Origin of the sequence: Armatimonas sp. (assembly GCF_043757465.1) — a bacterium.
Taxonomy (GTDB): Bacteria; Armatimonadota; Armatimonadia; order Armatimonadales; family Armatimonadaceae; genus Armatimonas.
The window spans coordinates 1-14,844 of sequence record NZ_JAYVPL010000041.1; the positions used below are offsets into that span (position 1 = coordinate 1).

Below are 14,844 nucleotides of genomic sequence, written 5' to 3' on the forward strand. Positions count from 1 at the left end.
GTAGATGGGAAAGGCATTTTCAGCATTCATAGCAAACTTGGGCAAACGCCTGAAAACTGGGAAATTCGGTCTTCAAAAAAACAAATGCGGTTCCCCTGACGGGGGGGAACAATAGGGATTTTCCTTGTTCTCCCCCCGCTTGGCGGGGGCTAGGGGGTAGGATTATCCCAGCATCGCCTCCACAAAAACCTCCGGGTTGAAGGGGAGCATGTCCTCGGGGCCTTCACCAACACCAACCATTTTAACGGGAACGCCCAGCTCTTGTCGGAGCGTAATGACGATTCCACCACGCGCTGTGCCATCGAGTTTGGCGAGCACAATGCCCGTGACACCGACGGCCTCCGTGAACTGTTTGGCTTGAGGAATCGCGTTCTGGCCCGTGGTGGCATCCAGGGCAAGCAGCACTTCATCGGGCTTGCGGCCCAGCTCTTTCTCGCAGATTCTACCGATCTTGCGCAGCTCCTCCATGAGATTGAGCTTGGTGTGCAAGCGCCCCGCCGTGTCTACGAGAATTAAGTCCGCGCCACGAGCTTTGGCGGCGATAATGGCATCATGAACCACGGCGGCAGGATCGGCGTTCTCTTTCTGCCGGATCAGCTCCGCGCCCGCGCGATCCGCCCAGATTCCGAGCTGCTCCGCGGCGGCGGCGCGGAACGTGTCGCCTGCTGCGAGAATCACTTTCTTACCGTCTTTTTTCACCGCCCGATACGCCAGTTTCCCCAAGCTCGTGGTCTTTCCCACGCCGTTGACACCCACCATGAGATAGAGTGTCGGGCCGCTCTCGGCCACTTTAAGTTTCGTGTCGCCAGGATCGCCCAGCGCCTCGGTGAGCGCGAGCTTGAGCGCATCCTGAACTTCCTGCGCCGTGGACATGCGCTGGTCGCGCACCATCCCCTTGAGCCGCTCTAGGACCTGATCCGTGGTGCGTAGCGAAAGATCCGCCGCGAGAAGTGCCTCCTCGAACTCATCGAACAGATCATCATCAATGCGGCCCTTGCCCGTGACCAGAGCATCCACCGATTGAAACAGGGTCTTGAACACACCACGTTTGAGCATAGGGTTATCATACCAGCACCCCCTAGCCCCCGCCCGGCGGGGGCTAGGGGGCCTACTTCGCCATCAGATAATCGCCACGATAGACAATACCAGGCTGCTGATCGCTGATCGGAAGCTTGGCGGCGAACGCGGCGCGGGCGACAGCCTTAGCGTGCCCGTCGCAGAAGACGATATTGCCAAAGCCCTGGTGCCGGAAATCCAGCGACGATGTGCAGCCATAGCCGGGGTAACACCAGGAGCTAGGCGGCTGGATGATGATTGTCTCTGTCACCGTCGCAGCGGTCTTCATCGTCTCTGGGCCAGTGGCCGTGCTGTCGGTGCGGTTGCCACTGTCGGCAAAGAGCAGGCACTCGGCGGGGCGGGAAAGCTCCGCGTCGTGCGCCGGGCTCGGTTGCATCACCCAGCCCGCACTGGTGCTGACCCACCGCTCATTGGCCAGTACCGAGCTGTAGCCGTAGCCCGTGCCGCCGAGATTGGCAGGACCGGCGTACTCGGAGCAGCGCTGAATCTCGCCGCTCTTGAGATACGGAAAGATCAGCCCGAGCTTTTTATCCAGCGGCCCGGAAAACCCGCCGCGCGCCCCGACCCAGTAGGTCTGAGAATCGCCGTAGCTGAACAGAGGAAGCGTCGAATCGTAGTCCTGGGAGTACATCAGCGCCGCCAGCCCGAGCTGCTTGGTATTGGAGAGGCAGCTTGTCTGACGGGCTTTACTACGTGCCTGGGCAAAAACAGGAAACAAAATCGCCGCCAGAATCGCGATAATCGCGATGACAACAAGAAGCTCGATCAGCGTGAATGCCATTTTCCCCCGTCGGACGGGGGGGAGGGGGTGTATAAACAAAGGGGTCTCTTTCTGGCCTGTTTCGCGCAGGCCAAGGGATTTGTCGCCCCCGCTGGTGATCGGACTTGGAGCATAACGCTCTATTACCGTTGCGCGACAGTGCCGGAATCACACCGGACTTCCCCAGGGGCGGGAGCGGAGTCAGAGTATCACGACTATCAATCGGCGGCAATCCGGGTAAAATCCCTCCATGGAAAGATTTGTCATCGGGGTGGATGTCGGGACGGGCTCGGCGCGGGCGGGGGTTTTCGCCGTGGCCGATGGAGCACGTAAGGGGCTGGCGAGCCATCCGATTAAGCTCTGGCGACCGCAGCCAGAGTTTGTCGAGCAGAGCAGCGCTGACATCTGGAGCGCGGTGGGAATCGCGGTGCGCGGTGCACTGGCGCAGGCGAAAGTGGCTCCAGAGAGCGTGGTAGGGATGGGCTTTGACGCCACGTGCTCGCTGGTGGTACTGGGCGAGAGCGATGTACCACTGACCGTGAGCCCGACGGGAAGTTCTGAACAGAATATTATCGTCTGGATGGACCATAGAGCAATTGCCGAGATGGATGCGATCAACGCGGGGAGCCACGACGTTTTAAAATATGTGGGGGGGGCGATCTCGCCGGAGATGGAGCCGCCGAAGCTTCAGTGGCTCAAAAAGCACCTGCCGGAGACGTGGGCGAAGGCGACGAAGTTCTTAGATCTAGCCGACTTTCTGACCTACAAGGCATCCGGCCAAGATGTCAGATCACTCTGTACCAATGTTTGCAAGTGGACTTATCTGGGACATGAGGGGCGCTGGGACACGGCGTTTCTGGCGACACTGGGACTCGATGATCCGCGCATCACGGGGAATCTGATCCGGCCACTGGGCGAGCGCATTGGGCCACTCACAGCAGACGCCGCCGCGTACTTTGGGCTGACAACGGGCTGCTTTGTGGCAGTCGGAATTATTGATGCCCATGCGGGCGGGCTTGGGCTACTGGGAGCCGCCAACCTCGAAAGCTCTATCGCGCTGATCGGGGGGACGAGCAACTGCCACATGGCGGCGTCGAAAGACCCGATCTTTGTGCCCGGGGTCTGGGGGCCGTACTTTGGCGCGATGGTGCCCGGCTACTGGCTCACCGAGGGCGGGCAGAGTGCGGCAGGGGCACTCATTGATTTTGTGATCGAGGACTCCAGTGAGTACCGTGATTTAGCGTATCGCGCGGAGTCCGAGGGCACGACGGTCTATGCGCTGCTCAATGCCGAGGCCCAGAAGCTCGCCGATTCGGAGGGGCTGGCTGACCTGGCGTATCTGACGCGCCACTTACACGTCCTGGACTTTCACTTGGGCAACCGCTCGCCGTTCGCCGACCCGCACGCGCGCGGCGTGGTCGAGGGGCTCTCGCTGGATAAGTCGCTGGCGCAGGACACACGGCTCTATGTGGCGACGGTGCAGGCGCTGGCCTACGGTACGCGTGCGATTATCGAGGCCGCTAATGCAAAAGGCTTCACGATCTCCCAGATTGTTGCGACGGGAGGTGGCACGAAAAACCCGCTCTGGCTCCAGCAGCACGCCGATGCCTGTGGCTTACCGATCACTCTGGGGCGCGAGTCCGAGTCGGTCTTGCTAGGCTCCGCGATTCTGGCCGCGCACGCTTCCGGCGACTACGCCAGTGTCACCGACGCCATGACAGCAATGGGCCGAGCGGGGGAGACAATTGCGCCAAACCCCGCCACTCGCGCCTTCCACGACGCTAAGTACGCCATCTGGCGCGATCTCTACGACGCTCAAAGACGCCATTGTGCGCTCATGGTGGGCATCTAAACATGAGCCGGTTAAGCTGGAATGAGATTCGTGTCAATGCCACTAAGTTCTCCGAGGAGTGGAAAGACGCAAAGTACGAGAAAGGCGAGACGCAGTCGTTCTACAATGACTTTTTTGCCGTCTTTGGAGTAAACCGGCGCAAAGTCGCAAGCTTTGAAGAGCCGGTGAAGAAGCTCCATAATAAGCAGGGTTTCATTGATCTTTTCTGGCGCAAGACTCTCCTAGTGGAGCATAAAAGTGCGGGGAAGAATTTAGCCGATGCGAAGGCGCAGGCGTTTGAGTATTTTGTGGGTATCAAGGATGAAGACCTGCCGCGCTATCTGCTTCTGTGTGATTTTCAGAACTTTCAGCTCTTTGATTTAGAGGAGCAGACTGAGGTTCACTTTCCGCTTGCGGAGCTAGGCAAGCATGTGGAAGACTTCGGATTTATTCTGGGGATTCAGAAGCGGACGTTTCGCGACCAGGCTCCGGTCAATATCGAGGCGAGCGAGAAGATGGGCGCACTGCACGATGCCCTCTATGCTTCAGGGTATCGGGGGCATGATCTGGAGCGGCTGCTGGTACGGCTGCTGTTTTGCCTCTTTGCCGATGATACGGGAATCTTTGGCGAAAAGGATATTTTCTTTGATCTGATCTCGGACTGTACCCATGAGGATGGGAGCGACCTGGGGCAGTGGCTCAGTCAGCTTTTCGATACTCTGAACGAGCCGGAGACCGAGAGGCAGGCGACACTCCCAGAGCGGCTGAGTGCGTTTCCCTACATCAACGGGGCGCTGTTTTCGGAGCGCCTGCGAACCCCGGCCTTCAATGCGCTGATGCGAAAGCGGCTCTTGGAGGCGTGCGACTTTAACTGGGATGCTATCTCGCCTGCGATCTTTGGGGCGCTGTTTCAGTCGGTGATGAACAAGGAGGAGCGGCGGGGCAAGGGAGCGCACTACACCACGGAGCGCAATATCCTCAAGGTGATCGAGCCTTTGTTTTTAGACGAGCTACGCGACGAGCTAAAGCGCACGGCGGCTCGCAAGGATAACGGGCGGCGCAGTGCGCTGGTGGCCTTGCAGGAGAAGCTCGCCGGGCTGACCTTTCTGGACCCGGCGTGTGGGTGTGGCAACTTCCTGATTATCGCCTACCGAGAGCTGCGCGAATTAGAGCTGGCGCTGCTCAGAGAGCTTCATCCCGAAGGCCAGCAGGTGATGGATGTGGCGCAGCTCTCGCGCTGTGATGTGACTCAGTTCTACGGGATCGAGATCGGGGAGTTTGCGGCGCGCATTGCAGAAGTCGCGCTGTGGATGACGGATCATATCGCCAACAACCGCCTCTCACTGGCGTTTGGCCAGGTCTTTAATCGAATCCCGCTCAAGGCCGCGCCCCATATCCGCCACGCCGACGCACTCGAAACCGACTGGAGCGACTTACTACCTGCCGCTGAGTGCAGCTATGTTCTCGGCAATCCCCCGTTTATCGGAGTGAGTCTTCAGACCACTTTTCAGCGCGAGCAGTTGCGAAGGATTGTTAATGTTCAAGGTTCAGGAACAGGTCTTGACTACGTGGCAGCATGGTTTTTGAAGGCGGGAGAGTACGCGCAGAAGGGCAACGCGCAGATCGGTTTTGTTTCGACCAACTCCATCACGCAGGGGGAACAAGTGACTCCCCTCTGGCGGCTTGTCTTTGATCGCTACGGCCTTGAGATTTCCTTTGCTCACCGCACATTTGCCTGGGGGAGCGATGCACGAGGAGTTGCCCATGTCCATGTGGTGATTGTGGGGCTTGCGCGGCGGGAGGCGGCTCCCAAAGAGCGCCGTCTGTTCTCGTACACGGATATTAAAAGTGACCCGTTGGAGACAAAGCACACCACTCTTTCCGCCTATCTCACCGATGCGTCGCTTCTGGCCGATCCTCACTTGACCATAACAGATACGAACAAACCCATAAATGGAATGCCTGCAATCAAGAGTGGGACAAAACCAACGGATGGCGGATACCTCATCTTTACTTCCGAAGAGCGTGATGAGTTTCTGACAAAAGAACCAAATGCTTCAATTTTTATGCGACCGTTTATTGGGGCCGATGAGTTTATCAATGGAAAGCAGCGCTATATCCTGGCTCTTCAAAGCGCGACTCCCAGTGAACTTCGGGTCATGCCTTATGTGAAAGAACGACTTGAGCAGGTCAAGCAAATGCGAGCAAGTAGTTCAAAGTCAGCAACGCAAAATCTTGCCAACACTCCTACTCGTTTTGAATGCGGCGCGATACCGGATCGTCCTTTTCTTGTCTTTCCGCTTCATACGTCGGAAACGCGCGACTACATTCCTCTTGCTTATACTGCGCCTCCTGTCATTGCAAGCAATGCGACATCCGTTCTTTTAGATGCAGAAAAATGGCAACTTGCTCTTTTGACTTCTCGCATTCACATGGCCTGGATGCGCTACATTGGAGGGCGTATTAAAAGTGACTATCGCTACTCTATTGGAATTGTCTACAACAACTTCCCTCTTCCCGTTTTGGATGAGAAGGCCAAGGAGAGCCTGAGTAAGCACGCGGAGGAGATTCTGAAGGCTCGGGCGGCGTTTCCTTCCTCCACCCTCGCCGATCTCTACGACCCGCTCACCATGCCGCCTGCCTTGCGAAAAGCACACAGTACACTCGATGCCGCCGTAGACAAGCTCTATCGCACCGCGCCGTTTTCGGGAGATAGGGAGCGCGTGGAGTTTCTTTTGGCGGCCTACGAAAGCCTGACAGCGCCCCTGATGGCTTTTGCAAACGCTCCTAAAAAACGTAAAAGAGTCACTTTAGATAAAATTTAAATAATTTGAACCAATAATATGACTATAAGCTACGATAATTAAATGGAAAATAATGATATTTATTTAGGAAAATCTGATAATATAATGCTGTTGATTCATATTGAAATAGGGATACTTGCTGAGGAAACACACACGAGCTATAATGTTCACGAATTCCCCCCTAACCCCCGCCGGGCGGGGGGAATACAAGGAATCGGATTCTGTCTTGTCCCCCCGCTTCGCGGGGGTTAGGGGGTAGGAGGTTTGAGTATGAGAAAGTTTGATCTTGCGGCAAAGTCACACGCCTACGCCGATCACTGGAACAATGCCGAGACTGCTCTCGGACGGGCGATTGTCTTGCCCAGCGGAACGACCAGCGACGGGTTTGTAGACAGTGCCAGCGCCGCGCAAACCGCACAAGAGACCCTGATTGCCCGCACCAACGACATGGAGGGCGCTATGCAGACCCGCGACAACACCTTAGGGCCGCTCCAGAGCAGTGCAGCGCTCTTTACTGCTTTTGTGCGTGCCAGCACGCCCGGTAGTGTTTTTGTTAAGATGCTCCCCCGTATCCCCGTCACGACTGCGGCGGCGGTCAAGTGGGGCAAGGTACTCGGCGATCTCGATGGGGTCTGGGCACGACTCGATGCCACCACACCCGGCGAGTACCCCGCGCTCACCCTGCCCGTCACGCTCTCCAACGGCGCGACACTTGCCACTTTCTCGGCAGGTGTCACCACTTTCCAGACCGCGCTAGACGACTTGCAAGAGGCCATCAACGACATCAAAGTGGCACAAGGCGAGCTACGGACTCTGGGGAGCAGTGTTCGCGCCGACATCAGCGCCTACCGCAAGCTCATCCGCTCGCTCTTTCCCGCAGGACACCCGATCCGCACCAGCCTGCCGTAAAACCTACCCCTAACTCCCCTCCCTTCGCCCCAACGAAGTTGGGTCTCAGGCGAAGGGAGGGGCCGGGGGAGGGATGCTGGGATAGGTTCGGGAAGGGGGGGGAATTTATGCTCACCGTTTTTAAGCAGGAGGTGCTTCTACGACTGCGACAAGGGGCGACCTGGGGACAGTTTCTCTTCATCCTCCTAGGTGCTGTCGGTGTGATGATGAGCGACCGGGGGGACGCGGACAACGGACGGCTCCTTGCTAACGCACCGACGCAGCTTGTGATGATCTGCAGTGTGTTTTGCCTGATCACCGGGCCGATTGTGGCCGCCATTGCCGGCACGGGTATCTTGCGCGACTTTGAACTGCGGGTCCACGAGTTCTTCTTCACATCGCGCCTTAAAGCATGGCAGTACTTCTTTGGGCGCTATTTCGGCAGCTTTGTCGTCACGGCGCTCCTCTTCACGGCGCTCCCACTCGGGCTGTGGCTGGGGACGGTTCTGCCGGGCGACACGACCCATCTTGGCTCATTTCAGCTTGCACCCTACACTTTTTCATATTTTGTGATTCTGCTGCCGAATCTTCTGCTGACCAGCGCCCTGTTCTTCGTGGCGGGAGCGCTCACCCGAAACCTCTTTGCCGTCTATGCGCTGGGAATCGGGCTTTTTGTGTTCTACCTCATCAGTGCCGCGCTTGCGGCGGGGATCGAGAGTCGGGGCGTGGCGGCGGCGCTTGACCCCTACGGCATGGTGCTCACGATGGTTGAGACACGGTACTGGACACCGGCGCAAAAAAACGCGGAGCTACCGTCGTTGGATGGCGCGTTGCTGACCAACCGGCTGCTCTGGTCGGGGATCGGGCTGGGAGTACTGATGCTGGGAAACCTGCTCTTTCGCTTCCGCGCCCTGGCCCCGCAGCTTCCGCGCCGAACCCGTGCGCGAGGCGTGCCGCCCCCGCAAGGAGCGATTCCCCGGGCCACCGTGAAAGCGCGGCCTCGGGCGTGGCGGAGCTTTTTGCATCTGGTGCGCTTTTACTCCCGATCTATTCTCAAGAGCTGGCCCTACTGGCTCTTTCTCGCCCTCGGGCTGCTGGTCTTTGCCGTGATGGGGCAAAAAGAAGAGGGATTTACCGGAACGGCGCTGCTTCCCACCACCAGCCACGTTGTCAAGGAAGTGAGTGACAGCTACTTAGTGCTCTTTATCTTTGTCGCGGCGATCTATGCCGGGGAGCTGTGCTGGCAGGAGCGCATTCTTCGCGTCGCACCGCTGGTGGATACGCTGCCACTCTCACAGGCGGCGGCGACTCTGGCTCGGTTTGCCGCTCTGGTACTGAGCTTGGCACTCGCCGGGGCGATCTACGGGGGGATCGGGATGCTCCAGCAGCGGGCGGGGGGCATCGTGCCAGATGTCATCGGCTACGGGGTCGCGCTCTTTGGCGTGTGCGGAGTGCCCCTTTTGAGCATGTCCGCCCTGGCCTTTCTTATCCATAGCCGTGCGCCCAGTAAGTTTGTGGGACATATTATTTTTGTGGTACTGACCCTGCTACCGTCGGTGTTTGGTGAGCTCGGCTGGGAGCACCCACTGCTCAATCTCGGGTTGGTGGGGGAGGCACACTTCTCCGATCTCGACGGCTTCAGCGCCTACACCGCGCAGCTTCTTGGGCTGGGGACGCATTGGCTATTACTGACCTGCCTCATGCTTGGGCTCGCGATTCAACCAAAGCGGCGCACAGTGCTCGTGGCGCTGGCGGCTCTGTGTACGCTGAGCACGGGGCTTTTGCTCTATAACTTTCACGGGATCCATCGCTTCCAGAATGAGAACGGAGCAAAGCGCGAGCAGGCGGACTATGAGCGGATGTACCGGGGGAGCTGGGTAGACCGGCCACAGCCAAAAATCACCGCCGCCAGCCTAGACATGACACTCTGGCCAGAGCGCCGGGCGTTCTCGCTGAGTGGGCGCTACACGCTCCGGAACAAGACGGGCAAACCGATCCCCGAGGTTTTTCTGAGCTACGACAGCGATCTCACGCTACATCGGCTTGTATTTGGTGGAGCTCGCAGCGCCACACGCACCCAGAACAACTCGGTTTTGGGGGTGCAGATCTGGAAGCTCGCCACTCCACTGGCTCCGGGGCAGAGCACCACACTCGACTTCACGCTGGTCTGGGACAAGCCGGGCTTTGCCGTGAGCGGCCCCCGCACCGATATTGCCACCAACGGGAGCTTCTTATCCAACCTCGCTCCTCGGATTGGTTACCAGGCGGCCATTGAGCTGACCGATACGGCGGAGCGCACAAAGCAGGGCCTGGCGCACTGGCGGGAGCTACCGGAGAAAATCGGGCTGAGCCAGACCTACATCGGCGGCGACTCCGACTGGGTGAAGCTGGCGATCACGGTACGCACTGCGCCCGATCAGCTCGCGCTGGCACCTGGCAAGCTCGTTCGGGAGTGGAGCGAGGGCGGGCGGCGCTGCTTTCGCTACGAATCAGGCCATGTGGTGCGCTACTTCTGGGCAGTGGTCTCGGGCAAGTACACCACCCAAAAGAGCCTGTACAAAGGCACTCCCATCACGGTCTACTACCATGCTGGGCACCCATGGAACGTCAAAAGAATTCTCGCGGGCGCCAAAGCCTCTCTGGCCTTCTGCTCCGAGACCTACGGGCCGTATCCGTTCTCCGAGCTGCGCGTTGTCGAGTTTCCGGCGCGTGGTGAGGCCGTGGCGGCGCAGGCATTCGCCGGAACCATTCCCTTCTCCGAGGACGGCGGCTTCACGATGAAGGTGGTTCCAGGCGACTTTGACACGCCGTTCTATGTCACGGCGCACGAGGTGGCGCACCAGTGGTGGGCGCACCAGGTCACGGGCGCGAACCTACCCGGCTCCGAAGTCCTCTCTGAGTCGCTGGCTGAGTACACGGCCCTCCGTGTTGCTGTCGCTGCGGGCAATGATCCTCATGAGGTGCAGAAGCGTGCCGCTGATGCCTACTTAGAGGGCCGTGGAAAAGACCGCACGGAGGAGCGCCCGCTAGTGACAACGCGCCGCCAGCCGTATATCTGCTACCAGAAAGGCGGTCTCGCCTTTCATGAGCTGTACGGGCTCACCTACCAGAGGCTCGATGCTGTCCTGCGTGGCTTTCTCCAAGCACTCGCTTTCAAAGACCCCCCGTACCCCACGGCGCAGGCTCTGGTGGACACGCTCAAGGCGAACTTTCCCGCGCACGCGCTGCGCATCTCGGAGAGCTTTGAGAAGCTGACACTCTGCGATCTCACGGCGGTCTCGGCGCACAAAAAGCCGCTCGGGAAGAAGCGCTGGCGAACCGAGGTTGTGGTGAAAGCCAAGAAAGTTTTTGCCGACGGCCAGGGCAACGAGAGTGCTGCACCGCTCCACGAGGCGATCTCCGTCACGCTCTGGCAGGGTGAGCAGTCCGTGACTCTGCTTGCGTATCTCCAACAGTCGCGCCAGAGCCTAAGCTTCGAGACCGATTTTCCGCCGAGCTATATTGTCCTTGATCCCAGCTTTCACAAACTGGATCGCAACCACGACGATAACACGCACGCCGTAGAAGTAGAGTAGGCAGTAGGTACAATTGTGCTATGCTTCTGCTCCCTCTCCCCGCACTGGTGCAGCTGGTGCAGCCTCTCTCGTCCCTCTGGGAGCGGCTCCACTGGAGTGTCGAGGCACGCGGGGCGTTGATTGCCGTGGGAATCGAGGCGCGGGAGCCACTGCCAAATTTCCCCGTTCTGCTCCCCGGGCCGCAGAACGCCACGGACTTGCTGGCCCGCTACGATGCCACTCTGGTGCGCTACGGCAGCATTAGCGCCGTTGCCACACGCACCATGCGCGTCTACGACCCACCGCGCAGCCCCGTTGCACTGGCGGAGAAGCTACGCGACATCAACCCCGAACCCTACTGGCTGCTCCTGCTCGCGTCGCTGAACCCAGGGCAGTGGCAACAGCTTACGGGGCCGCCCGGCCTTCTGCTCTCGGCGCTGGAGACGCGGCAGCGCCGCTGGCTGGAGAGTGCCCTGCCCGAGAGCGCTTCGTTTCGGACTAGAGAGGCACTCTCGCTAGATCCCCGTGACTTCCGGCTGCGTCTAACCCGACAGCTCACGATCTCGGTGGGAGGCAAAGAAGTGGGGGATGCCTACTTTCCGACCGGACTCGCGGCTCTCTCCGAGGAGTCGGTGGTGACTCTCCCACTGCGCGAGGGCGTACAGCCGGGCGACGAGGACGAGCAGTTTTTGGGGCGTCGCCTTGCCCCTGGAAAGAGCAAGCCCACGGATCTGGACACACGGCTTCCTGCACTTCAGACCTCGGTGCTCCTGGAGGACGTGACAAGTGTGGGGGCTCTGGTCAAGCGTCTGGCAGCAGTCACGCAGCTGCCTCTGATGGCCGATGCGCTGCTTGCAAAAAGATCGGTGCGGGTGCTGGGCAAGCGTGCTCTCGCCGGGGACGTGCTCGCGGCGCTCTGTCGGGGAGTAAACGGGGGAATGCGTCGAGTCGGCTCCGTGTATCTGCTCGTGGAGGATCTCCCGAGTGCAGCGGCGCGGCGCGAGCGAGCCAATCTTGACTACCAGCGCTTTCTGGCACCACAGGAGCAGGAAGTGCAGCAGCTCTCTCAGCTTGCGGCTGCCGCGCGGAGCCGCCTGATTCGTGAGGGGGCACTAAAAAAAATACCGCGTAGTACCCAAGACGCGCCGGAGGCACTCTGGGCGCTTGCGGAGCGCTTCGACACTGAAGAGCGAATCCCTTTTGCACAGCTCTCAGCCACGTTGCGAACGGAAGTGCAGGCGCTGGCCGTGGAACAACAAGAACGGGTAGAGCGTTTTGGCGGGGTGTTGCCTCCCGTGCCCACCGAGGCGCATGCGGAGCAGAAGCTGGTACTGGAGCTACTGGCACCCGCCGCCCAAGGAGCCGCTTTGGTTGCGGAACTCTCTGCGGAGCTGCTGCGAAGCGACGAGCCACTTCCCGAGCCGCAGGGGCCGCTGGTGATCCCCGAGACGCTTAAAACGCGCGCCTGGCAGGTAGCACTTCCCGAAGATGACAGTGCCCAAGACGCGTTGCTCTCTCTGGCGAAGCGCACTAAGCTCACGCAGCTACGCATTGTCCTGCGACCTCATCCCCTGGCCGAAAAACGTCTGGCGGCACTGGCACGGGCCGCTAAAACAGCGGGAATCGGGGTTGTGCCGGTGTTCTCTCCGTTCTTGGCCTTCTCCGCAACGACCGCAAGAGAGCGCGGTGCGGGGGGACAGACACTTGAGCAGTGGGCGGCGATAAACGCCACCGATGAAACTCCCTCCAGCCGCCTGGCACGGTCGCTGGTGCGCTGGGACTTTGTGGTGCCCGAAGCGCTGGATCTCGCGGGGGTAGTTGGTTTCGCCGCGCGGCTCGCGGCGCTTCCTGGCGTGGTCGGGCTGGGGCTGGAGGGAGTCACGCCGCCGGGCTACCCGGATGCGGAGGTGGGAGACTGGGCGCTGTGGATCGGGGGATTTGCTCTGGAGCGACGGCTCGCCTTTGTCCGTGCGCATCAGACAGACCCCGCCGATCTAATCTCCGCTTCGCCGTTTAACATCGAGAGTGAGCCCCAGGAGCGCACGGAGCTCCGGGAGATTTGGGAGGCGGAGCAGCGCCAGCGGCGGGATCGGGCGCTGCTACGTCTGCACCAGGCACTTCTTGCGGCAAAGCTTCCCGTCCCGCTGTCGGTGCGCGCGGGGGCGCTGGGCAAGAGTGGGCACTGGCAGCGCTGGCGTGGGCATGTCGAACCCACCACGGGCGAGCGCTCCCCGCTTGTCCCCGAGGATGCCCACCCTGGCTTGCTCCATGTGAGTGTGATTGCCTACGATGTGCGTGTCTCAGGTCTCGGGGCAAATCTTTCCGCACTCTTTGACGCCACGGCCCAGTTTCGTAGCTGGCTCGACCTGGAGCTTCAGCCCGCCCTCCGCCCCACACCCGATCACCCGGATCACTGGGATGGCTTCGTCATTGATGTCTCGGATCGGTCCTTGGCTGTGGCACTTTTGGTGCTTGAGAAAGCTTTTGAGCCCTCTTGAACAATGATCGGCAGAACAGAAAGCCGAAATCAATTGGAGCAAATTAGCGATTGGGCAGGAATTCGATTTAGGAATGTGGAAAGGCCTTTCACATCAGGAGGAATTTTTTTATGTCTCAAAATAGACGTGAGTTTCTGACGGGAGCGGCGGCGCTCGGTATGGGGATGACGTTTGCCGATAAGGCACTGGCAAAGCAGGGTGGGAAAGTCCGCTTTGCGTGTATTGGAGTGGGTGGCAAGGGCGACAGTGACACGGCAGATGCTGCGCGCTTCGGCGAAGTTGTTGCGATCTGCGATGTGGACGAGAATACGGTCGCGAAGGCACTTAAGAAGTACCCGAATGCGAAGCCGTTTACGGATTGGCGCAAGTGCCTTAAGGCGATGGCCAAGGAAGTGGACGCGGTCACGGTGACGGTTCCTGACCACATGCACGGTATCATCGCCGCCAATGCCATGCGGATGGGTAAGCACACCTTCTGCCAGAAACCACTCTGCCGCACTATCTACGAAGCGCGTCGCCTTGCGGAGATCGCCACCGAGATGAAGGTGCAGACCCAGATGGGCAACCAGGGCACTGCGGACCCTAAGCTGCGCAAGCAAGCAGCTCAGGTGCGCGCGGGCATTATCGGCAAGGTCAGCGAGATCCATGTCTGGAGCAACCGCCCGATCTGGCCCCAGGGGATCGCACGGCCCACTGCTGTGGCGCCGCCGCCCACAGGTTTGAACTGGGACACCTGGCTGGGAGTGGCTCCGGTTCGCCCCTTTGTGCCCGGAGCGTACCACACCTTTAACTGGCGCGGCTGGTGGGACTTTGGCTCTGGCGCACAAGGCGACATGGGCTGCCACACGCTCAACATGCCGTTTATGGCGCTGGATCTGCGCGATCCCATCTCCATTCAGTCCGAGACCGCGCCCAATAACGGCGACTCGTTCCCGGCTTGGTCCGTCACGACGTTTATGTTCGCCGCGACGTCCACACGTGGACCGATCAAGCTGGTCTGGTACGATGGTAACAAGCAGCCGTCGCTGGATGTTCTTGGCGATGCCATTGACGATGACTGGAAGCTCCAGAATTCCGGTTCACTCTTAATTGGCGACAAGGGCAAGATCTACGTTCCCGGCGACTACGGCAGTGGGGGTCGCGTGGTAGGTGGCGTCGATCTCTCCAATGTCGGCTTTGAGGAGTCCCCGGGCCACTTCCAGGAGCTGGTGCGTGCCATCAAAGAAGGGAAGCCCGCCATGAGCAACTTCCCGGGTTACGCAGGACCGCTCGCGGAGATGGTGCTGGCCGGGAATCTTGGCGTTCGCGCTGCGGGTAAGAAAGTGGAGTGGGATGCCCGCGCGATGAAGGCGACGAACATGCCTGAGCTGGACGTCTACATCAAGCCCAAGTACCGCAGGGGCTACGACATGATCTAGCTTGACAGAAAGTC

At 59.8% G+C, this 14,844-nt stretch carries 8 protein-coding genes and 1 riboswitch; of the genes, 6 read left to right on the plus strand and 2 right to left on the minus strand.

Annotated elements, in window-relative coordinates; translation table 11 throughout:
• Positions 1-162 precede the first annotated feature (162 nt).
• Positions 163-1,056 (minus strand): signal recognition particle-docking protein FtsY, encoded by an 894-nt coding sequence (gene ftsY / locus ACH2ED_RS05235; protein WP_395089152.1) that lies wholly within the window; start codon positions 1,054-1,056, stop codon positions 163-165.
• 52 nt (positions 1,057-1,108) lie between these two features.
• Positions 1,109-1,858, minus strand: a complete 750-nt coding sequence (locus ACH2ED_RS05240) for a DUF1559 domain-containing protein (protein ID WP_395089153.1) — start codon at positions 1,856-1,858, stop codon at positions 1,109-1,111.
• Between the two features lie 41 nt (positions 1,859-1,899).
• A riboswitch (adenosylcobalamin (AdoCbl) riboswitch) is annotated at positions 1,900-2,047 on the minus strand.
• A gap of 40 nt (positions 2,048-2,087) precedes the next feature.
• On the opposite strand from ACH2ED_RS05240, the gene ACH2ED_RS05245 reads away from it, so the two are divergent.
• The 6 genes from ACH2ED_RS05245 to ACH2ED_RS05270 all read left to right on the plus strand — a co-directional run bounded on the left by ACH2ED_RS05245 (position 2,088) and on the right by ACH2ED_RS05270 (position 14,830).
• On the plus strand, positions 2,088-3,689 hold the full coding sequence (locus tag ACH2ED_RS05245; protein ID WP_395089154.1) for an FGGY-family carbohydrate kinase: 1,602 nt from the start codon (positions 2,088-2,090) through the stop codon (positions 3,687-3,689).
• Positions 3,690-3,691: 2 nt separating this feature from the next.
• Positions 3,692-6,493 carry a class I SAM-dependent DNA methyltransferase gene (locus ACH2ED_RS05250; protein ID WP_395089155.1) on the plus strand — a complete coding sequence of 934 codons (2,802 nt, stop codon included), beginning with the start codon at positions 3,692-3,694 and terminating at the stop codon, positions 6,491-6,493.
• 249 nt (positions 6,494-6,742) lie between these two features.
• Positions 6,743-7,381, plus strand: a complete 639-nt coding sequence (locus ACH2ED_RS05255) for a hypothetical protein (RefSeq protein WP_395089156.1) — start codon at positions 6,743-6,745, stop codon at positions 7,379-7,381.
• 107 nt (positions 7,382-7,488) lie between these two features.
• Positions 7,489-10,935: a hypothetical protein gene (locus ACH2ED_RS05260; RefSeq protein ID WP_395089157.1), complete on the plus strand. Its 3,447-nt coding sequence runs from the start codon at positions 7,489-7,491 to the stop codon at positions 10,933-10,935.
• Between the two features lie 20 nt (positions 10,936-10,955).
• Positions 10,956-13,412: a hypothetical protein gene (locus ACH2ED_RS05265; protein WP_395089158.1), complete on the plus strand. Its 2,457-nt coding sequence runs from the start codon at positions 10,956-10,958 to the stop codon at positions 13,410-13,412.
• 110 nt (positions 13,413-13,522) lie between these two features.
• Positions 13,523-14,830 (plus strand): Gfo/Idh/MocA family protein, encoded by a 1,308-nt coding sequence (locus ACH2ED_RS05270; RefSeq protein ID WP_395089159.1) that lies wholly within the window; start codon positions 13,523-13,525, stop codon positions 14,828-14,830.
• Positions 14,831-14,844: the final 14 nt, after the last annotated feature.